Source organism: Sinomonas atrocyanea (assembly GCF_030811715.1).
Classification (GTDB): Bacteria; Actinomycetota; Actinomycetes; order Actinomycetales; family Micrococcaceae; genus Sinomonas; species Sinomonas atrocyanea_A.
In genome coordinates, this window is sequence record NZ_JAUSRH010000009.1 from 109,749 (window position 1) to 129,430 (window position 19,682).

General features: G+C 73.0%; 22 protein-coding genes. 8 read left to right on the forward strand and 14 right to left on the reverse strand.

Features of this window, described 5'->3' with window-relative positions:
* Positions 1-56: 56 nt before the first annotated feature.
* Positions 57-368: a hypothetical protein gene (locus tag J2W21_RS14175; protein ID WP_307115151.1), complete on the reverse strand. Its 312-nt coding sequence runs from the start codon at positions 366-368 to the stop codon at positions 57-59.
* Between the two features lie 211 nt (positions 369-579).
* Here J2W21_RS14175 and J2W21_RS14180 point away from each other — a divergent pair, with 211 nt between their 5' ends.
* Positions 580-2,061, forward strand: a complete 1,482-nt coding sequence (locus J2W21_RS14180; protein ID WP_307115152.1) for an NCS1 family nucleobase:cation symporter-1 — start codon at positions 580-582, stop codon at positions 2,059-2,061.
* An 81-nt stretch (positions 2,062-2,142) separates the two neighbouring features.
* On the opposite strand, the gene J2W21_RS14185 is transcribed toward J2W21_RS14180, so the two are convergent.
* The 5 genes from J2W21_RS14185 to J2W21_RS14205 form a co-directional block, all read right to left on the reverse strand.
* On the reverse strand, positions 2,143-2,571 hold the full coding sequence (locus J2W21_RS14185) for a universal stress protein (RefSeq protein WP_307115153.1): 429 nt from the start codon (positions 2,569-2,571) through the stop codon (positions 2,143-2,145).
* Between the two features lie 85 nt (positions 2,572-2,656).
* Entirely contained in the window at positions 2,657-3,307 is a 651-nt protein-coding gene (locus tag J2W21_RS14190; protein ID WP_307115154.1) for an NAD(P)-dependent oxidoreductase, read from the reverse strand.
* Between the two features lie 97 nt (positions 3,308-3,404).
* Positions 3,405-3,872: a GbsR/MarR family transcriptional regulator gene (locus J2W21_RS14195; protein ID WP_307115155.1), complete on the reverse strand. Its 468-nt coding sequence runs from the start codon at positions 3,870-3,872 to the stop codon at positions 3,405-3,407.
* Positions 3,869-5,491, reverse strand: coding sequence for an ABC transporter permease (locus J2W21_RS14200; RefSeq protein ID WP_307115156.1), 1,623 nt, complete (start codon positions 5,489-5,491; stop codon positions 3,869-3,871). The genes J2W21_RS14195 and J2W21_RS14200 overlap by 4 nt, the downstream gene beginning before the upstream one ends.
* A 1-nt stretch (position 5,492) precedes the next feature.
* Positions 5,493-6,491, reverse strand: coding sequence for an ABC transporter ATP-binding protein (locus J2W21_RS14205; RefSeq protein ID WP_307115157.1), 999 nt, complete (start codon positions 6,489-6,491; stop codon positions 5,493-5,495).
* A gap of 99 nt (positions 6,492-6,590) precedes the next feature.
* On the opposite strand from J2W21_RS14205, the gene J2W21_RS14210 reads away from it, so the two are divergent.
* A complete protein-coding gene (locus J2W21_RS14210; RefSeq protein ID WP_307115158.1) occupies positions 6,591-7,601 on the forward strand; it encodes an adenosine deaminase in 1,011 nt (336 codons plus the stop codon).
* Here the strand turns inward: J2W21_RS14210 and J2W21_RS14215 are convergent.
* From J2W21_RS14215 to J2W21_RS14225, 3 genes are read right to left on the reverse strand one after another with little or no spacing between them, the layout of a single operon-like run.
* Positions 7,516-8,310: a copper homeostasis protein CutC gene (locus tag J2W21_RS14215; RefSeq protein ID WP_307115159.1), complete on the reverse strand. Its 795-nt coding sequence runs from the start codon at positions 8,308-8,310 to the stop codon at positions 7,516-7,518. The genes J2W21_RS14210 and J2W21_RS14215 overlap by 86 nt on opposite strands.
* The gene (gene nagB / locus J2W21_RS14220) at positions 8,295-9,071 is read right to left on the reverse strand and encodes a glucosamine-6-phosphate deaminase (RefSeq protein ID WP_307115160.1); all 777 of its coding nucleotides are present in this window, start codon (positions 9,069-9,071) and stop codon (positions 8,295-8,297) included. The genes J2W21_RS14215 and nagB overlap by 16 nt, the downstream gene beginning before the upstream one ends.
* Before the next feature lie 2 nt (positions 9,072-9,073).
* Positions 9,074-10,321: a PTS transporter subunit EIIC gene (locus J2W21_RS14225; RefSeq protein ID WP_307115161.1), complete on the reverse strand. Its 1,248-nt coding sequence runs from the start codon at positions 10,319-10,321 to the stop codon at positions 9,074-9,076.
* Positions 10,322-10,435: 114 nt separating this feature from the next.
* On the opposite strand from J2W21_RS14225, the gene J2W21_RS14230 reads away from it, so the two are divergent.
* Together J2W21_RS14230 and J2W21_RS14235 are read left to right on the forward strand one after the other, a co-directional pair.
* Complete coding sequence (locus J2W21_RS14230; RefSeq protein WP_307115162.1) at positions 10,436-10,741, forward strand: PTS glucose/sucrose transporter subunit IIB; 306 nt, start codon at positions 10,436-10,438, stop codon at positions 10,739-10,741.
* The gene (locus J2W21_RS14235) at positions 10,741-11,208 is read left to right on the forward strand and encodes a PTS sugar transporter subunit IIA (RefSeq protein ID WP_307115163.1); all 468 of its coding nucleotides are present in this window, start codon (positions 10,741-10,743) and stop codon (positions 11,206-11,208) included. The genes J2W21_RS14230 and J2W21_RS14235 overlap by 1 nt, the downstream gene beginning before the upstream one ends.
* A 59-nt stretch (positions 11,209-11,267) precedes the next feature.
* Here the strand turns inward: J2W21_RS14235 and J2W21_RS14240 are convergent, their stop codons facing one another.
* Positions 11,268-12,017, reverse strand: coding sequence for a GntR family transcriptional regulator (locus tag J2W21_RS14240; RefSeq protein WP_307115164.1), 750 nt, complete (start codon positions 12,015-12,017; stop codon positions 11,268-11,270).
* Between the two features lie 100 nt (positions 12,018-12,117).
* Between J2W21_RS14240 and J2W21_RS14245 the strand changes: the two genes are divergently transcribed.
* Positions 12,118-12,777: an HAD-IA family hydrolase gene (locus J2W21_RS14245; protein ID WP_307115165.1), complete on the forward strand. Its 660-nt coding sequence runs from the start codon at positions 12,118-12,120 to the stop codon at positions 12,775-12,777.
* Between the two features lie 35 nt (positions 12,778-12,812).
* The gene (locus J2W21_RS14250) at positions 12,813-13,739 is read left to right on the forward strand and encodes an NAD(P)-dependent oxidoreductase (protein WP_307115166.1); all 927 of its coding nucleotides are present in this window, start codon (positions 12,813-12,815) and stop codon (positions 13,737-13,739) included.
* A 55-nt stretch (positions 13,740-13,794) separates the two neighbouring features.
* Here J2W21_RS14250 and J2W21_RS14255 read toward each other — a convergent pair whose 3' ends face one another.
* Positions 13,795-14,463: a hypothetical protein gene (locus J2W21_RS14255; protein ID WP_307115167.1), complete on the reverse strand. Its 669-nt coding sequence runs from the start codon at positions 14,461-14,463 to the stop codon at positions 13,795-13,797.
* A 106-nt stretch (positions 14,464-14,569) separates the two neighbouring features.
* Here J2W21_RS14255 and J2W21_RS14260 point away from each other — a divergent pair, with 106 nt between their 5' ends.
* The gene (locus tag J2W21_RS14260; RefSeq protein WP_307115168.1) at positions 14,570-15,283 is read left to right on the forward strand and encodes a type 1 glutamine amidotransferase domain-containing protein; all 714 of its coding nucleotides are present in this window, start codon (positions 14,570-14,572) and stop codon (positions 15,281-15,283) included.
* Between the two features lie 53 nt (positions 15,284-15,336).
* Positions 15,337-16,458 carry an alcohol dehydrogenase catalytic domain-containing protein gene (locus tag J2W21_RS14265; protein WP_307115169.1) on the forward strand — a complete coding sequence of 374 codons (1,122 nt, stop codon included), beginning with the start codon at positions 15,337-15,339 and terminating at the stop codon, positions 16,456-16,458.
* Positions 16,459-16,501: 43 nt separating this feature from the next.
* Here the strand turns inward: J2W21_RS14265 and J2W21_RS14270 are convergent, their stop codons facing one another.
* From J2W21_RS14270 to J2W21_RS14280, 3 genes are all read right to left on the reverse strand, one after another.
* A complete protein-coding gene (locus tag J2W21_RS14270; protein ID WP_307115170.1) occupies positions 16,502-18,028 on the reverse strand; it encodes a CYTH and CHAD domain-containing protein in 1,527 nt (508 codons plus the stop codon).
* Positions 18,029-18,037: 9 nt separating this feature from the next.
* Positions 18,038-18,466 (reverse strand): hypothetical protein, encoded by a 429-nt coding sequence (locus J2W21_RS14275; protein WP_307115171.1) that lies wholly within the window; start codon positions 18,464-18,466, stop codon positions 18,038-18,040.
* A gap of 106 nt (positions 18,467-18,572) precedes the next feature.
* Complete coding sequence (locus tag J2W21_RS14280) at positions 18,573-19,676, reverse strand: fatty acid desaturase family protein (protein ID WP_373423113.1); 1,104 nt, start codon at positions 19,674-19,676, stop codon at positions 18,573-18,575.
* Positions 19,677-19,682 lie beyond the last annotated feature (6 nt).

Sequence of the window (19,682 nt, forward strand, 5' to 3'; positions counted from 1 at the left end):
AAAAGGTACCCCGTCCCAGGGCCCTCAGACCCAGTGTTTTACGGGATCTTTATGGCTCAGGCGGCCGCGGACTCGGGGCAGAGGACGAAAACGTCCCCGCGGACCCCGATGCGCACCGGCTCGCGCACGGGGAGCACGGACATGACGTCGAGCCCCACCGCGAGCGTCCCCGAGCGCCGCTCGTCGCTGCGCGGGCTCCACAGGACGGAGCGCTCGGCGCCGTTGACCGAGACCGTGACGACCGCGGGCGCGGTCGGGAACGCTGCGAGCGCGCTGCCCGGGATCCTCAGGACTTCGGAGTTGCGGTCGGATTCGGTCACCGGCTGCGAGGCCACCACGCGTTCATAGTCGTTCTCCCACGTCTGCATGCCTCAACCACTATCACGTGGACCCTCACGGACCGGGAGCCCGGCGCGTAACACCGCCCAGAAGACCTTGACAGTGGTGCGCATCACATCCAAAATCTCCTTGGGATCCCAAAAAGGTATCCCAAAAAGGGATCCCACAGGAACGGGCCACCCGTCTGCTCCCGGTCCCCAGTTGCGCGCCTCCCTTGCTAGTTCTGACCTAGGAGTCACCATGAGCGGTGAGCCGTCACTGCAGCAGCTGGACCCGTCCGGGCGGCTGTACAACGAAGACCTTGCCCCCGCCAGCGAGCGGAAGTGGAAGGCCTACAACTTCTTCGCCGTGTGGATGTCGGCGATCCACAACATCGGCACCTACACCTTCGTCGCGGGCCTCTTCGTGCTCGGACTCAACGGCTGGCAGGTGCTGGCCTCGATCCTCATCGGCACAGGGATCCTGTTCGTCGGGATGAACTGGGCCGGCCGCATGGGCCAGCAGACGGGCGTGCCTTTCCCCGTGATGGCACGGATCAGCTTCGGCATCTGGGGAGCCAACCTCCCCGCCCTCATCAGGGCCGTGATCGCCATCTGCTGGTACGGAATCCAGACCTACCTCGCCTCGATGGCGGTGGTGGTCCTCCTTCTGCGGATCGACCCGGCCCTCCAGGAGTACCAGGAGCAGTCCTTCCTCGGGCTCTCACTGCTGGGCTGGGCCTGCTTCCTCCTCCTCTGGGTGCTCCAGCTGCTCGTCATCACGCGGGGCATGGACGCCGTGCGGAGATTCCAGGACTGGGCGGGCCCCATCATCTGGCTCGTCATGCTCGCCATGGCGCTGTGGCTCTTCGCCCTCGCCGGCTGGAACATCCCGATGGACCTCTCCATCCATCCCCTGCCGGGCGGGGAGGCCTTCCGAGGCGTCTTCACCGGGGCGTTCCTCCTCGTCGCCACCTACGCCACGATGCTGCTGAACTACTGCGACTTCACCCGCTTCGCCACCTCGCGCAAGGCCGTGGTCCGCGGCAACTTCTGGGGAATCCCCGTCAACTTCGCAGCCTTCGCGGCCATCAGCATCACCATGACCATCGGCACCGTCGTGGTGTTCGGCCAGGCCATCACCGATCCCGCCCTCATCATCGCCAAGGTGCCTGACACGGCAGTCCTCGTGGTCGGCGCGGTCATGTTCATCGTGGCCACCATCGGCGTCAACGTGGTGCTGAACTTCGTTTCGCCGGCCTATGACCTCGCGAACGTCTGGCCGAAGCACATCACGTTCAAGCGCGGAGGCATGATCAGCGCCGTCCTGGCACTGCTCGTGATGCCGTGGAACCTCTACTCGAACCCCGTGGTGGTGAACTACTTCCTCGGCGGCCTCGGAGCCTTCCTCGGTCCCCTGTTCGGGATCATGGCCGCGGACTACTACCTCATCCGGCGCGGACACGTCGACATCCGCGAGCTCTACCGGGCCGACGAGCACGGACAGCACTTCTTCCGCCGCGGGGTGAACCCGAAGGCGATCGGGGTCTTCGTCCCGACCGCGGCGCTTGCCGCGGTCCTCGCCCTCGTGCCGGCGTTCGCGGACGTCGCGCCGTTCTCGTGGCCGATCGGGGTGGTCCTGTCTGCGGCCGCGTACTACTGGGCGGCGCGGCCCGCGCGCGCCGGGGCGGCCGCCGCCGTCCCGGAGGCGGTCGCGGTCGAGGCCGAGCCCGCCGTGGACTGAGCCTCGGCACGGGCAAACCCCACGTACGACGGCGGGTGGCCGGCCAGCGCGGCCCGGCCACCCGCCGTCGTGCGCGGCAGGCTAGCTGCCGACGGTCTTGACGATGTAGACGTCGCACGGGGCGGTGTGCGCCACCTTGTTGGCGACGCTGCCCAGCAGGCGTCCGAGGCCCTGCATCCCGCGGTTGCCGACCACGATCATCTGCGCGTCGAGCCGCTCCGCCTCGGCGACGATCGCCTCGGCCGGCTTGCCGCGCGCCGCGGCGTACGTGACCGTCAGGCCCGGCGCCTCGAGCGCGCGGGCCGTCTCCTTCGCGATCGCCACGGTCGTGTCCGCGTCCGAGACGATCCACGTGTCGCTGCCGCTGCCGAGGACCTCGGTGCGGTCGGAGTCGAACGCGGAGACGATGTGCAGCCGCGCCCCCAGCGCGATGGCGAGCTGCTTGGCCTGCGCGGCGGCGCGCTCGGCGGTCTCGCTGCCGTCCACGCCGACCACGATCGGTCCAGTCATGTTGTGCCCCTCCTCAAGGATGACCTGATGTGGCCACCGTACCCGGCGCCGTGCGTGGGCCGCGCGAAGCGGCCCGTTCTGCCGGTCAGAGCGAGCCGAGGGCGTCCTCGATGGTGGTCTGTCCCTGGTTGAACCCGACGAACTGGCGCACCGTGCGCGGCTCGCGCAGCGCGGCGGCGGCGACCGCGGCGACGTCGGCCCGGCTCACGCTGCGCGAGTCGGAGGGGTCCGCGAGCTCGATCCTGCCGGTGCCGGGATCGGAGGTGAGCGTCGAGGGGCCGAGGATGGTCCAGTCCAGCGACGTCCCGCGCAGGTGCTCGTCCGCCGCGGCCTTGGCCTCGGCGTAGTGGAAGAACGGGTTCGACTCCGGGACGCCGTGGTCGGGCCCGGCGCCGAGGTAGGAGACCATGATGTAGCGCGGCACGTCCGCGGCCGAGGCGGCGCGCATGGAGCGGATCGCGGCGTCGCGGTCCACGGCGCGGGTGCGCTCGGGGCTGCCCCCGCCGGCGCCGGCGGACCACACGACGGCGTTGTGCCCGGCGAGGATCTCGGCCAGGCCCTTCTCGTCGAGCGACTCGACGTCCGCGACGACGGCCGTGGCGCCCGTCGCCTCGACGTCGGCCACGTGCTCGGGGTTGCGGACGATCGAGGTGACCTCGTCCCCGCGCTGGACGAGCAGGGGTGCGAGGAGGAGGGCCACCTTGCCGTGGCCTCCGATGATGGCGATGCGTGACATGCGCTGCTCCTTCTTGCCGGTGGGCTCAAGACCACGTCCCACCTTGCCACGGCCGGGCCCTTCCTCCCACTTCCGTGTCCGAAGCCGCCCCGGGCGCCTATGCCCGCCGCTCCGCCTCCCACTCGTCGAGGAGCCCGGGCATCCGGCGGGTCAGGAAGCGGTAGAAGTCCGCCGTCTCCTGCGCCCGGGCCCGGGCCGGGCCGTCGGGGAGCTCGTCCGCCAGCGCGGCCGCGAGCCCCGCGAGCCGCTCGTACACGGGGTTCTGCCGCAGCGTGGCCACGTACCACGGGTCCTCCGGGAGGGCGTACCGGTCGCGGCGGCTGCCCGGCTGCGAGACCCGGTGGACGAACCCGACCGTCTGCAGGTAGCGGACGGCGCCGGAGACCGCGGCCGCGCTCGCGCCGAGGGCCTGGGCGAGCTCCGCAGCGGTCAGCGCGCCGTCCTCGGAGGCCACGAGGGCCAGCAGGGCCCGCGCGGGCATCTTGGGGAAGCCGGCGGCGGCCATGACGGCCGCGGAGGCCTCGGCCGCGTCGGGCAGGCGGCGCTGCTGCGGCTGGACGCTCACGCGGACCCGACCTCGCGCCGCCGCATGAGCGCGAGCGCCGCCGCCACGGCCACGACGGAGAGGCCGAGCATCCAGAACCCGCCGGTCCAGTCGGTGCCCCCGGGGCCCGGCACCGGGGTGTGCGCGAACGGCGAGAGGTCCTGGAGGGACTTGTCGACCCCGATGAGGCCCCCGAACACGCCGAGCAGCACGGCGGCGCCCAGGAGGGTCCAGGCGGCCGGGATGGTGGCCGGCGGCCAGACCACGAACACGAGCGCGGGCAGGGACAGGAAGACCAGCGCGGCCGGGATCTGGTCGATCGCGGTCATCCACACGTCCCCCACGGCCGAGGAAGTGTCCCCGGAGGCGAGGAGCGAGACCCACGCGCCGAGCGCTGTCAGGAGCAGCACGGCGACGATCGTGAGGGTGCCGAGGGCGAGGTAGTCCGCGAACCACCGGATGCGTCCGAGCGGCTGGGACACGAGCCAGGCCCCCGTGCCGCCGGCCTCCTCCTGGCGGGCGCGGATCACCGCCTGGAGGGCGCATGCCGCCGCGAGGACGCCGGCGAGGAGGAAGAAGACCGAGATCAGGAGCTGGGAGGTCGAGGCGCCCTCGGCCTCGAGCATCTTGCGCAGCGCCGTGGTCGTGTCCGGGTTCGCACTGGTGATCGAGTTGACGGCCGAGCCGAGGCCGCCGGTCAGGAGCCCGGTGGCGAGACCCCCGATGCACCAGCCGATGATGGATCCCATCTGCAGCCGCGCGGCCAGTGCGAAGGAGCCGCTGAGGATTCCGCGCGCGTCCGCCCGGCCGCTGCGCCCGGCTAGGAGCGCGGCGCCGACGTCGCGTCGGTCCATGATCAGCGCCGTGGCCGCGATGCACACGGCCCCGAGCGCCAGCGGCAGCACGAGCGGCCACCAGCGGTCTCCGGTGAACGCGTACGTCTGCTGCCCCCACCCGATGGGGGAGATCCAGCTCGGCCAGCCCGCCGTCATCGACATGCCGTCGGCGCCGGGGGTGCCGGCGGCGTCGCCGAACCCGCGCAGCAGGTAGGCAACGAGCACGAGCGAGGCCGAGACCGCGTTCGCCCCGCGCGGGGTGCTCATGAACTCCCCGGCGAGCAGCCCGACACCGAGGAAGCAGATCCCCACGGCGCCCGCGGCGGCCCCGCTGAGGACCGAGCCCGCCGGGTCGAGGCCCGCGGCGACGAAGGCGAGGGCGATCGCGGCCGCGGCCAGGATGTTCGCCACGATGCCGTGCAGCACCGTCGCGGCGAGGGGGAGCATCCGCCCGGCCGGCGTCGCCGAGACCAGCTCGGAGCGCCCGGCCTCCTCCTCGGCGCGGGAGTGCCGGACCGCCATGAACGTGCTCATCCAGCCGGTGAGCATTGCGAGGAAGGTGTAGATCTCGAAGAACGTGAACGCACCGAGCCCTGGCCCGCGGGCCAGGCCGCGGAAGATGAGGATCACCGGGGTCGCGAGCGCCACCTTGAGGATGTCTTCCTGTTCGGTGAAGCTGCCGTAGGTCTTGGCGACGGCGGCCACGGCGAAGACGGCCATGGCGCCGGTGCCGATCGCCCAGCTCACGAGCTGCCAGCGGTCCCGGCGCAGCCGCTGCCGGTAGAGCATGAGGAAGGTGCGCATCTCAGGCCCCCGCGCCGGTCGTGGAGCGGTGGCGCCGGGCGCGGCGGCCGCCGTCGTGCTTGCCGTTCTCCTGCGGGGCGACCGTGTCGCCGTAGTGCCGCAGGAAGAGCTCCTCGAGCGAGGCCGGCGAAACGAGCAGGCTCTGCACGCCCAGGCTGCCCAGGAGTGGCAGGACCTCGGCGACGTGGTCGGAGTCGGCGCCGAACTTGACCCGGCCGTCTGCCACGGTGAGGTCGTGGACCTCGGGGCGGAGCCCGAGCGCCGCGGTGTCGATGTGGCTGGCCGTGCCCGGAGATCCGGCGGAGAAGGAGATCTCGGTGCGGGTGAGGTGGCGCAGCGCCTCGAGCGTGCCGCCGTCGACGATCTTCCCGGAGCGGATGATGCTCACCCTGTCGGCGAGCCGCTCGACCTCGGAGAGGATGTGGCTCGAGAGGAGCACGGTGGCGCCGTTCTGGGCGAGCGCGCGGACCTCACGGGTGAAGACGGCCTCCATGAGCGGGTCCAGGCCGCTCGTGGGCTCGTCGAAGAGGTACAGCTCGGCGTCGGTCGCGAGGGCGGCGATGAGGGCCACCTTCTGGCGGTTGCCCTTGGAGTAGGCGCGGCCCTTCTTGGTGGGGTCGAAGTCGAAGGTCTCGCACAGCTCCTTCTTGCGCGCCCTGTACCTCGCGTGGTCCGCGGTGCCGCCGCGGAGCCGGGAGATCAGGTCGATCGCCTCGCCGCCGGAGAGGTTGGGCCAGATGCTCACGTCCCCGGGGATGCTCGCGATGCTGCGGTGCAGCTCGACCGCGTCCGTCCAGGGGTCCCTGCCGAGGACCGTGGCCGTGCCCGAGGTGGCGCGCGCGAGCCCGAGGAGGATGCGCAGCGTGGTCGACTTCCCGGCGCCGTTGGGTCCGAGGAAGCCGTGGATCTCCCCGCGCGCGACCTCGAGGTTGAGCCCGTCGAGGGCGCGCACGGGGCCGAAGTGCTTGTGGAGCTCGACGGTGGAGATCACGGTGTCCATGGCAGCAGTGTGTGCCGGTTTCACAATCTTGTGAATGTTCAGAAGCGCAAAGGTTCCGTAAGGAATCCGGCCCGGCTGGCGTATGCGAAGGTAGTGCGCATGACGTCCCCTGCCCTGACCCTCCCCAAGGCCGAGCTCCACCTGCACATCGAGGGCACGCTCGAGCCCGAGCTCGCCTTCGAGCTCGCCGCCCGCAACGGCGTGCGGCTCCCGTTCGGCTCGGTCGAGGAGCTGCGGGCCGCGTACCGGTTCGCGGACCTGCAGTCCTTCCTCGACCTGTACTACGCGTGCATGGACGTGCTGCGCACCCGGGAGGACTTCCGCGACCTCGCCGCCGCCTACCTCCGCCGGGCCGCGGCCGAGGGCGTGCGGCACGCCGAGCTGTTCTTCGACGCCCAGGCGCACACCGCCCGCGGCGTCGCCTATGCGGACGTCGTGGCCGGGCTGCGGGACGCGCTCGACGACGCCGCACGCCAGGGCGTGACCGGCGGCCTCATCCTGTGCTTCCTCCGCGACGCGCCGGTTGCCGAGGCTGAGGCGGTCTGGGCCGAGGCGAAGCAGCGGCCGGAGGAGCTGCTCGGCGTGGGCCTGGACTCGGCCGAGGTGGGCCACCGCGTGGGGCCCTTCGCGCCGATCTTCCGCGAGGCCCGCGGGCTCGGCCTGCACGCGGTGGCGCACGCGGGGGAGGAGGGCGGCGCCGACTACGTCTGGGAGGCGCTGCGGGAGCTCGGCGCCGAGCGGATCGACCACGGCATCCGGTCCCTCGAGGACCCCGAGCTGGTGCGCCACCTCGCCGAGGACCACGTGCCGCTGACCGTCTGCCCGTTCTCCAACGTGCGCCTGCGGGCCGTGGACACGCTCGCGGACCACCCGCTGCCGGCGATGCTCGCCGCAGGCCTGCACGTGACCGTCAACTCGGACGACCCGGCGTACTTCGGCGGCTACGCGGGGGAGAACCTCGCCGCCGTGGCCGAGCAGTTCGGCCTGGGCGCCGCGGATCTGGCCCGGCTGGCGCGCAACTCCGTCACGGGAAGCTTCGCGCCCGAGGACCGCCGCCGCGAGCTCCTGGCCGAGGTGGACGCGTGGGAGCGTGAGGCGTCCGCCCGTTAGCCACCGCCCGGGCGATGGCCGCCGCAGCAGCCGGGTCGATCGCCCCGTGCGCCCCGCGCGCCGAGGCGTGCACCGCGTGCACGCCCGCCTCGAGGAGTGCGGGCACGAGGCCCGCGGTCACGCCGCCACCCGCCATGATCTGCAGGCCCGGCGCATGCTCGCGCGCCAGCACCACGAGATCGCGCAGGCCGTGGAGCCCCTGGCCGCAGTCCGGGGCGCCGGCGCTGGTCAGCACGCGGTCCGCGCCGGCCGCCGCGAGCCGGGCGAGGGCCCTGGCGTGGTCCGCCCCCGCGGCCAGCGCGGCGTCGAACGCGCGGTGGAACGTCACCTCCGCGCGGGGCCCCTGCCCACGCACGACGCCGGCCACCCGCCGGAGCGCCTCGGCGTCGGGGCCGCCGTCGGGCGCCAGCATCCCGACGACGACCCCTGCGGCGCCGGCCCGGAGGGCGAGCACGCAGTCCCGCTCGATGGCCCGCGTCTCCTCGGGCGAGTAGGCGAAGCCGCCGGGGCGCGGGCGGACGAGGACGTGCACGGGCAGCCCCACATCGCACGCGGCCTCGATCGTGGCCTGGCTGGGCGTGATCCCGCCGGTCGCGGCCAGCGCCGCGCACAGCTCCACGCGCACGGCGCCCGCTGCGGCCGCGATCCTTGCCCCGGCGGCGGACTCGACGGCGAACTCGAGGCCCGGTGCGGTCAGAAGCCCTGCCACGCCGGCTTCCGGCCGTAGGTGTACTGGTAGTACTCCGTGTGTGCGAGCTGCGAGGCCGCGGCCGCGTCAACGAGCACCGTCACGTGGGGGTGCAGCTGGAGCGCCGAGGCGGGGCAGACGGCGGCGACGGGACCCTCGACGGCGGCCGCGACCGCCGCGGCCTTCGCCTCCCCGAGCCCGAGGAGCAGGAGGTGGCGCGCCTCGAGGATGGTGCCGAGCCCCTGGGTCAGGACGTGCTCGGGGACCTGGTCCGGGCTGGCGAAGAAGCGCGCGTTGTCCCGCCGCGTCTGCTCGGTGAGGGTCTTGATCCGGGTGCGCGAGGCGAGCGAGCTCATGGGCTCGTTGAACCCGATGTGCCCGTCGGTGCCGATGCCGAGCAGCTGGACGTCCACCCCGCCCGCTGCGGAGATCGAGGCCTCGTAGCGGGCGGCCTCGGCGGCCGGGTCGGCGGCCTCGCCGTCGAGCCCGTGGACGGCGTCCGCCGCGAGGTCCACGTGCCCGGCGAACTCGCGCCGGATCACCGAGCGGTACGACTCGGGATGTGCCGAGGGCAGGCCCACGTACTCGTCGAGCAGGAACGCCTGGGCCTCCGCGAAGCTCAGGCCGTCCCGGTGCCGTCCGATGAGCTCGCGGTACGTGCCCAGCGGGGTGGACCCGGTCGCGAGGCCCAGGACCGAGGGGCCGCGGCGCACCCGCTCCTCGATGATGTCCGCGGCCGTGCGCGCCACGGCGTCGGCGTCGGGAAGGACGATGATCTCCATGCCTACTTGGCCGCCTCGGTGTCGACCGTGACCTCGTCGTCCTCGCGGCCCGGCGTGCGCAGGTTCCACCGCTTGATCACGAACGAGAAGAGGAAGTAGTACACGAGGCCGTAGCCGATGCCGATCGGGATGAGCAGCCACGCGTTCTGGGCCTTGCCGAAGTTGAGGATGTAGTCGATCAGGCCGGCGGAGAACGTGAAGCCGTCGTGGATGCCGAGCGCGTTGACGAGGGCCAGGGAGGTCCCGGTGAGGAAGGCGTGGACGATGTAGAGAGGGAACGCGACGAACATGAACGAGTACTCGAGCGGCTCGGTGATGCCCGTGAGGAACGCGGTGAGCGCGGTGGAGAGCATGATGCCGCCGACGATCTTCTTCTGGGACGGCTTCGCGTGCCGCCAGATCGCCAGGGCCGCGGCCGGCAGGCCGAACATCATGATCGGGAAGAAGCCGGTCATGAATACGCCCGCGGAGGGGTCGCCGGCGAAGAAGCGGTTGAGGTCGCCGCGGACGAGGTGGCCGGAGGCGTCGGTGTAGTCGCCGATGAGGAACCACACCACGGAGTTGAGGATGTGGTGCAGGCCGGCGGGGATGAGCATGCGGTTGGCGAACCCGTACACGCCGCCGCCCACCACGGAGTTCGAGGCAACGGCCTGGCCCACCCACGCCAGGGCCGAGTTGAAGATCGGGTAGAGCAGGGAGAGCACCACACCGGCCACGAGGCTGGTCACGGAGGTCAGGATGGGCACGAGGCGGCGTCCGGAGAAGAAGCCGAGGAAGTCGGGCAGCTTGGTCCGGTAGAACCTCTGCCAGAGGGTCGCGGAGAAGAGGCCGACGATGATGCCGGCCAGGACGCCGTAGTTGATGACCGCCGGCTTCCCGGTCGGGTCCATCTGACCGGCGAGGACGATCGGCGACATGGCCTTGAACACGCCGTCGATCACCATGTAGCCCACCACCGCGGCGAGCGCCGTGGAGCCGTCGGCCTTCTTCGCCCAGCCGATCGCGATGCCGACGGCGAAGATGAGCGGGAGCCACTGGAAGACGGCGTTGCCGGCGGCCGAGATGACCGATGCGCCCTGGCCGAAGCCCGGGATCGCGCCGAGGAGGTCGGCCTGGCCGAGGCGCAGGAGGATTCCCGCGGCGGGCAGGACCGCGATGGGCAGCATGAGCGTGCGGCCGAGGCGCTGCAGGGTCGCGAAGACCACGTTGGGCTTCTTTTCCGGCGCCTGGGCCGAGGTGTCAGTCGACATGGGATGCACCTTTGCGGGTTCGGGTCTGGGGTCTTGTGGACATCCGGCCTGTGCCGGTACTGTCTGGTTATGACCAGTTCAGTGTGAGACGGGCCACCGCGGGGTGTCAAGGGGGTGACCCCGCCCACCGTTCCCGCCCACACTGGCCACCACCGCTGGTCGAAGCAGCACAGTCAGAGAGGACATGCCATGTCGAAGGCAGAGAAGATCGTCGCGGGCCTGGGCGGCGCCGCCAACATCGTCGAGGTGGAGGCCTGCATCACGCGCCTGCGCACCGAGGTCAAGGACGCCTCGCTCGTGAACGAGGCCGCGCTCAAGGCGGCGGGCGCGCACGGCGTGCTCGCAGCCGGCAGCGCGGTCCAGGTCATCGTGGGTCCCGAGGCGGACACCCTCGCCGAGGACATCGAGGACCTCCTCTGATGGCCGGAGCGCTCGTGGTCCTGGCCCCGCTGGCCGGGCGCTCGATGCCCCTGGCCGAGGTGCCCGACCCCGTGTTCGCGGCCCAGATGGTCGGCTCGGGCGCGGCGGTCGAGCCGCCCGCGGGCGAGTCATTCGACGTCGTCTCCCCGGTGGCCGGCACGATCGTCAAGCTCCTGCCCCACGCGTTCGTGGTGGTGGACGGCTCGGGCCGCGGTGTCCTCACCCACGTCGGGATCGACACGGTGAAGCTCAAGGGCGAGGGCTTCGAGCTGCTCGCCGCCAAAGGGGACACGGTCGACGCCGGCGCCCCAGTCATGCGCGTCGACCCGGCCGCCGCGGTGGCCGCCGGCTACTCGATGGTGAGCCCCGTCGTCGTGCTCGACACGAAGCCTGACACCGCGACCGTGCTGGCCTCCGGCCAGGTCACGGCGGGGGCCGAGCTGTTCTCGGTCAACGGCGCCGGCTGAGCGCCACCGCGCCGGCTGAGCACCGTCCCGGCGGGTGAGCGCAGTCGAAGCCCCGGACCCTACAGCCGCACCTCCATGCTGAGCGCGTACCGGTCCGAGCGGTACCACGAGCGGGCGTGCTCGATCGGCAGCTCGCCCGAGTAGGAGACGCGGTCGAAGAACAGGATCGGGGCGCCGGTCCCGGTGCCCAGGAGCACGCCGATGTCCGAGGGCGCCCCCTCGGCGCGGACGGTCTGCCGGGCGCGGTCGATCTGGTGGCCGAACTCGGTCGCGAGCGCCTTGTACACCGAGCCGGTCAGGTCGATGCCCAGCAGGCCGGCGGCGTGCGCCGGGTGGTACCACGCGTCGTCGACGCTCACCGGGCGGCCGTCGGCCAGGCGCAGGCGGCGGAGGTGGATCGCCTCGGTCCCCGGGGCGAGGCCGAGCGCCTCGGCGGTGTCCTCGGGCGCCGCCGCCTCCTCGGCGGTGAGCACCACGGTGCTGGCGGTGAGCCCGCGGCCTTCCATCTCCTGGGTGAAGGAGGCCAGGTGGAGCGTGGACTGGATGGCGGAGTCCGCCACGAAGGTGCCCTTGCCCGGCGCGCGCACGAGGTGGCCCTCGGTGACGAGCCGGCCGATCGCGGCGCGGACGGTGATGCGCGAGACCCCGTAGGCGTCCATGAGGGCCCGTTCGCTGGGCAGCCGGTCGCCCGGGGCCAGCTCCTCCTTGGCGAGTCTGAGGATGATCGAGCGCAGCTGCTCGTGCTTGGGCACGCTCGAGTTGTTGATGGCGCCGCCCGCGGCCCGCACGTCGGACTCAGTCGCTGGCACGGGGGCCTCCTCGCTCGTGGTTCGCTGCTCGTGGTTCGATCCAGATAGGACCACTAGGCGCATTATGCCATGTACGGTGGGCACTACAGGAGGAGGATTCATGACCTTTGAGACCATCGCCGCCCGCGCCGTCCTGCTGGACATGGACGGAACGCTCGTGAACTCCGACGCCGTGGTCGTGCGGCTCTGGGCGGAGTGGGCCGCCGAGCAGGGCCTCGCCTGGGACGCCGTGGAGCCGCTCATCCACGGCCGGCAGGGGTGGCTGACCATGTCCCTGCTGCTGCCCGACCGGCCGCACGCCGAGAACCTGGCCGACGAGGCGCGCATGCTCGACGCGTCCCGCGAGGACATGGCCGGGGTCGTCCCGGTCCCGGGCGCCGCGGACTTCCTCGCCGCGCTCGCCGGCATCCCGCACGCCCTCGTCACTTCCGCCGACGACGACCTCGCACGCCGCCGCATGGCAGCCGCGGGCCTGCCCTTCCCGGAGCTGGCCGTCACCGCCGAGATGGTCGCGGCGAGCAAGCCGGACCCGGAGGGCTTCCTCCTCGCCGCCTCGAAGCTCGCCGCCCTCCCGGGGGAGTGCCTCGTCCTCGAGGACTCCGAGGCGGGAATCATGGCGGGGCTCGCCGCGGGGGCGAGGGTGCTCGGCGTCGGCGAGCGCGCGGCGTCGTACTCGCCGACCTACTGGGCCGCCGACCTCACCGAGGTCTCCCTCCGCCGGACGGACGACGGCGCCGCCCTCCTCACGCTCGCGGGCTGAGGTTTCGGCCCCGCTCAGCCGCCCGGGCCCGGACAATGGGTGGCCGCGACGGTTCCGGGGTACGAGAACCAGCGTTGGACGAGGCGACTCAGGAGGAATTCATGGCAACCACGGCAGCAGTGCTCGGGACGGGCATCATGGGCGCAGGCATGGCGAAGAACCTCGCGAAGGCGGGCTTCGACGTCGTGGTCTGGAACCGCAGCCACGACAAGGCAGCGGCGCTCGCGGACAGCGTCTCGCGGGTCGCCGGGAGCCCCCGGGAAGCGGTGGCGGACGCGGACATCGTCGTGACCATGCTCTTCGACGAGGACGCCGTCAGGGACGTCATGGCCGAGGCGCTGCCCGCCATGAAGGACGCCGCCGTGTGGGTGCAGAGCGCCACGATCGGCGTGGAAGGGGCGCAGCGGCTCGCGGAGCAGGCCCGGTCCGCGCGCGTTGCCTTCGTGGACGCGCCGGTGGTCGGCACCCGGCAGCCGGCCGAGGAAGGAACCCTCACCGTGATGGCGGGATGCGCGCCCGAGCTGCGGGACGCCGTCGCCCCCGTCTTCGATGCGGTCGGCGCGAAGACGGTGTGGGTCGGCGACGAGCCCGGGGACGGGCAGCGGCTCAAGCTCGTGATGAACTCCTGGGTGCTCACCCTCGTGGGCGGGACGGCGCAGGCGATCAGCCTGGCCCGCGGCCTCGGGATCGACCCGCAGCTGTTCCTCGACTCGATCGCCGGCGGCGGGACCGACAGCCCCTACGCGCAGCTCAAGGGCAAGGCCATGATCGCCGGCGAGTTCCCGCCCGCGTTCCCGCTCGCCGGCGCGGCGAAGGATGCCGGCCTCATCGCGGACGCCCTGCGCGCCGCCGGGGTGAGCCCGGTGCTCATGGACGCGCTGCGCGACCGCTTCGAGGCCGGGATCGCCGCCGGGCACGGGGACGAGGACATGGCCTCCGTCGCGGAGGCGTTCAAGCAGTAGGCCGCACGGGTCCGGCCGGGGCGGCACGCCCCCGGCCGCCGGAGGGCGCCCCGCCTCAGGACCGCGCCCTGCGGTACGAGTGCTCGCGCAGGCGGCGCGTCCACCCGTACGTGCCCGCCGTGGGCAGCGGGCTGAGCAGCGGGTCGAAGCGGAGCGCGGTGTCCCGGACGGCCCCGTCGGGCCCGAGCGCGGGCGTCAGGTGCAGCGCGCCGCAGCGGTGCCACCGGCCCAGCGGCGTGGCCCAGGAGAGCGCGAGGGTCCAGGTCGCGCTGTCCCGGACGCGGCCCGGCGCGCCGGGATCGGGTCCGAGCGTCCGCGCGCCGACGAGCACTGGGCCGCGCGACCCCCGGTACGGCATGAGCGAGGTCAGCCGGGCCGCCCCCGCCGTGCGGTGCGCGGTCAGGAAGAAGCGGCCGGGCACGCGCCATCCGGTGGAGGCGAGCAGGAGGTCCGCGGCGCCGTCGTCCGTGGGGAAGCGCAGCGCGAGCCCGAGGATGTCCGGCCAGCCCCCCGGCAGGCCGAGCGAGCGGGACAGGCGCGCCGCCACCGTCCGCGAGGAGGGGGTGTCGAGGAAGGGGATGCCCGAGGTGCCGCCGGTGATCTCGAGGGTCCCGTTCATGAGCACGCCCTGAGGATGGATGGGGCGGTCCGGCCGGAGGGCCTTCACGGCGCCGAAGCCGGCGGCGAACAGGCGCCCGAGGAAGGTGGTCGGGTGGTGGGCCATGGGAGCGTCCCTCTCTGGGTCGGCGGGGCAGTGGGGCCGGTGGGTCACCGGGCCGCCGTCTGGGTAATACCCACCCGCATTCCAGCAATCGGCACTTGGAGGAAGTATGAGCAGGATCCTGATGATCGTCACCGCCGCCACGGAGCTCCGCCTCGCCGACGGCACCCCGCACCCCACCGGCTTCTGGGCCGAGGAGCTCGCCACCGCCCACCGCGAGCTGACCCGAGCGGGCCACGACCTCGTCATCGCGACGCCGGAGGGCGAGACCCCCACGCCCGATGCGGTCAGCCTCGACGCCGAGCAGGTCGGCTCCCAGGAGAAGGCCGACGAGCTCGCGGCCTACCTCCGCGAGATCTCCGGCGAGCTCGAGGCCGCCGTGCCCATCTCCTCGGTGGACGTCTCCGAGTTCGACGCCGTGGTGGTCCCCGGAGGCCACGGCCCCATGACCGACCTCGCCTTCGACGCCCCCACCGGCCGGGTGCTGGCCGCGGCGAACTCGGCGGGCACGGTCATTGCGCCCTTCTGCCACGGCCCGGCCGCGCTCCTGGCCGCCAAGGCCGAGGATGGCACGAACGTCTTCGCCGGGCGCCGGGTCACGGCCTTCACCAACGAGGAGGAGCGCACGGGCGGCACCGGCGAGAAGACCCCCTGGTGGGTCGAGTCCGCGCTGCGCGACGCGGGCCTCGAGGTCGAGACGGCGCCGGCCTGGAGCGACCACGTGGTCGTGGACGGGAACCTCATCTCGGGGCAGAACCCCCAGTCGAGCGCGTCCGTGGCCCGCGAGGTGCTCGAGGCCCTCGGGCGCGGCGCCGCCGGCTGATCGCCCGGGCCTGCTTGACTGCCCCCAGCACACCCCCGGCCGAAGGAGTCCGCATGCCCGCCACCCGCACCATCCGCGGCGCCGTCCTCAACACCCTGGGCGCCGAGCCGCCCTACGCGGACTCCCGCCCCATCACGGTGGACGAGCTCGAGCTGGAGGGCCCCGGCCCCGGCGAGCTGCTGGTCCGCATCGAGGCCGCCGGGCTGTGCCACTCGGACCTGTCCGTGGTCAACGGCTCCCGGCCCCGCCCCCTCCCCATGCTGCTGGGGCACGAGGCCGCGGGGATCGTGGAGGAGGTGGGCGACGGGGTGGAGTCCGTGCGGCCGGGCCAGCGCGTGGTGATGACCTTCCTGCCGCGCTGCGGCGAGTGCGCCGCGTGCGCCACCGAGGGCCGGCTGCCGTGCGAGCGGGGGAGCGCGGCGAACACGGCCGGGACGCTCCTCACGGGTGCCCGGCGCCTGAGCCGCTCGGGGGAGACGGTCCAGCACCATCTGGGGGTCTCCGGCTTCGCGACCCACGCCGTGGTCGACGAGCGGTCCGTGGTCCCGGTCGGCGACGACGTCCCGCCGCACGTCTCGGCCCTGCTCGGCTGCGCCGTGCTCACCGGTGGCGGGGCGCTGCTGAACGCGGGCAGGATCACGCCCGAGACCACCGTTGCCGTGGTGGGCCTCGGGGGCGTGGGCATGGCCGGGCTGCTCACGGCGCTCGCCACGGGGTGCCGGGTCGTGGCGGTGGACGCGCAGGAGGCCAAGCTCGCCACCGCCCGCGAGTGGGGCGCCGCCGAGGCTCTCACCCCGGCCCAGGCGATCGAGCGGGGCGTGCAGGCCGACGTGGTCCTCGAGGCCGTGGGGCACCCGAGGGCGTTCGAGACCGCGTACCGGCTGCTCGGCCTCGGCGCGACGCTCGTGACCGTCGGGCTGCCGGCCCCCGGCGCGACCGCCGAGATCGAGCCGCTGCAGCTGACCGCGAAGGCCGAGACCGTGGTGGGCAGCTACCTCGGCTCGGCGGTGCCCAAGCGGGACGTGCCGGCGTTCGAGCGGCTCTGGCGCGAGGGCCGGCTCCCGCTCGAGCGGCTGGTCTCGCGCCGGATCGGCCTCGAGGAGATCAACGAGGGCATGGACGCGCTCGCCTCCGGCTCGGTGATCCGCCAGGTCGTGGCGTTCGACGGCGCGTAGCGGCCCCCGCTGGCGGCGTCGCCGAGGCCTTCGGACGGCTCCCTCAGGAGTGGTCGTCGAGGAAGTCGGCCCAGTCGCGCCGGAACCGGGCGCGCGCCTCGGCGGCGCGCTGCTCCTCGAGGGCGTGCAGGCGCCCGAAGCTGAACGCGCTCTCGTCGTCGGCCTGCGCCGCGGCGGCGAGCTCGAGCAGGTGGGCCCGGCTCACCACGGTGTCCTGCAGCTCCCCGAGGGTGTCCTGGATCCGCTCGGCGGACTTGGCGAGCCTCCGCGCCCGCTTGCCGAGCACGGGCTCGGCCGCCTCGCCCGCGTACCGCAGCCGCTTGGCGCTCTTGCGCACCTCGTGGAGGGCCTCGTCGAGGGCGGCAGGGTCCTCCGAGCCGGCGTCCTCGAGGTCCTCGGCCGCCCGGACGGCGTCACGCAGCCGCCCGACGTCCTTGGCGAGGCGCCGGGCCACGGCCTTCTGTGCCGTCTTCCGGCCCCGGTCGGTGAGCGGCGGCTGATCGAGGAACTTCTCGAGCGATTCCAGGAGGCGGAAGTAGCGCTCGCTGTCCAAGGCGACCAGACCGGCGTCGTGCGCCTGCCGGTAGCGGAAGTCTGACTCCTCCTCGATCCGCCGCACCACCGGGCCGAGCAGCAGCGCGGCCGGCTGGCCGCCGGCCAGGTCGGTCAGGCGCGCGCGCATGACCTCGACGTCGCGCGCCTGCCCGACCGTTCCGGCGAGCCACTGGAGCTCGTCCCGGAGCCGGTTGGCGGCGGCCGCGTCGACGAACTTCCGGAACGTGGCGAGGGCCGAGCGCATGCGCCGGGCGCTGACGCGGAGCTGGTGCACGGCGTCGGGCGCGTCGAGGCGGACGCCGGGGTCGTGGGCCAGGAGCGCCTCGGCGTGCTGGCGCAGGTAGGCCTCGAGCACGACGCCGGCCTTCCCCTTCCGCTCGGGCGTCGCCGGCTGCGAGGTCAGGTGCTGGAGCGCGGGCCCGAGGGCGCGGACGAGCTTGGAGGGGAGCGCGGCAGGGTGGACGCCGGCGGCGGCGAGCAGCTCGTCGGCCGCGTCGAGCAGCTCCTCCGGCCCCGTGACGAGCTCGAGCTCCCATTCGCGCCACCGCTGCCCGGGGCCGATGCCGGGCGGGACCTGCGACTCGACGTGGTCGTCGCTGAACTCGGCGAGGACCCGGTCAGCGGCATCGAAGAGCTCGGTGGCGGTGCGGCGGGTGGACAGGCGGGCGATCGGCACGAGGTCGGCGCCGCGGATGTGGGCGGACACCAACCCTCGGAGCCTGTCCGGGACCGTCGCGGTGTCCAGGCGCAGGGGCTCGTGGAGCTCCTGCCGGGCGCCCGAGGCCGCGGGGAGCTTGAGGTGCCAGCCGGCGTCCGGCCCGCCGGTGCGGCGGCGCAGGGTGATCCGGTGCCGGGCGAGGGCGAAGTCCTGGGTGTCGAAGTACACGGCATCGAGCAGGCGCGTCTGGGGCGCGCCGACCCGTTCGACGCCGGGGAGGCCGGCGAGGGAGGGAACGGGCGTGTGCGCGTCGACGCTGTACTTGCGTTCCACCTCGAGGGCGTCCTGGCCGGCCATGCGCCCAGCCTACGGGGATGCGGCGGGCAGCGCACCGGGCTCGGCCGGAGGCACGGGGCCGGCGGCCGCGTAGGCCGCCGCGATCCCGGGGGCGACTGCCCGGAAGACCGTGGTGCCCCCGGGCATGACCAAGTAGGCGAGGAACTCCTCGTCGAAGGTGGTGATCCCTGCGTCGACCGCGTCGAGCTTGGCCCGGATGAGCGTGGAGAGCTGTCGCCAGCCGCGCCTGGCGGCCTCCTGGGCGTGGGGCAGATCAGAGGATGCGGCCGGGAGGGCCAGGAGGAAGTGGTGGTCTCCCGAGCGGAAGGTGATCCTGGTCTTCCCGCGCTCGGAGGCGAACCGGATCCCGGTGGCCCCGGCGGCGGCGAGCATCCCCTGGATCTCAGCCTGCGAGGCCGAGCAGGTGACGGAGGCCCCGCGGATGTAGTTGCTTCTCATGGCTCGGAGTGCTCCCGGGGGCCGGCCCAGGTTCCGGGCGGCAATGTCACGGCCTGCACTGTCGGCACCGCGCTGGAATGCGGTCTGCGCACGGCAGGGCTGGACATCACACGCGCCGGTACTGGGCAGTGATGGGGCACTCGAACGGGTCGCGGGCGGCGAGCCCGACCCGGTTGAGGTAGGCGATCACGATCCCGTAGGAGCGCCAGAGGGTCGTCTCCGTGTAGGGGACCGCGAGGGCACGGCACTGTTCGCGCACGATCCTGCGCGCCCGGCCCAGATGGGGCCGCGGCATGCTGGGGAAGAGATGGTGCTCGACCTGGTAGTTCAGGCCGCCCATGAGCCAGGTGGCCCACCAGCCGCCGGAGATGTTGCGGGAGGTGCGGACCTGCTTGCTGAAGAAGTCGAGCCGCGCGTCCCGCGCGATCACCGGCATCCCCTTGTGGTTGGGGGCGAAGGTGGCGCCCATGTAGACGCCGAAGACGGCGAGCTGGACGCCGAGGAACGCGAAGGCCATGCCGACGGGGAGCAGCCAGAAGAGGGGGACCAGCAGGAGGCCGAACCGCAGTGCGAGGAGGCCGAGCTCGGTCCACCGGCCGCGGACGGGGCCGCGGGAGAACAGGTGCCGGAAGCTCAGGAAGTGCAGGTTGAGGCCCTCGAGCGTCAGCAGGGGGAAGAACAGCCAGCCCTGGTGACGCGTGACGAGCCTGCGCAGGCCCCGGGCCTGGGACGCGTCCTCCTCGATGAAGGAGATCGTGTCCACCTCGATATCCGGGTCGCGGCCCACCCGGTTCGGGTTGGCGTGGTGCCGGGAGTGCTTCGAGTCCCACCACGAGTAGCTCATGCCGACGACGGCGGCGAGGGCGCGGGCGAGCCTGTCGTTGGCGGGGCCGGTGGAGAGGATCTGCCGGTGGGCGGCCTCGTGGGCCACGAAGGCGACTTGGGTGAAGAGGATGCCCAGCCCGGCGGCGATGAGGAGCTGGAACCAGCTCTCGCCGAGGAGGACGGAGCCCGTGAGGAAGCCGCCGAGGACGGCCAGGAGTGCTCCGCCGAGCAGCGAATAGAACCACGGTGTGCGCCGCAGCAGCCCGTTCTCGCGCACCACCTGCGCCACGTGGAGGTAGGCCTTGGTCAGCGGCGGGAACGTCTCGGTTCCCGCATGGGGCTGACGAGTCGAGGGGACTGCGGGGCTGGAAACTGTGGCTATCAGGGGACT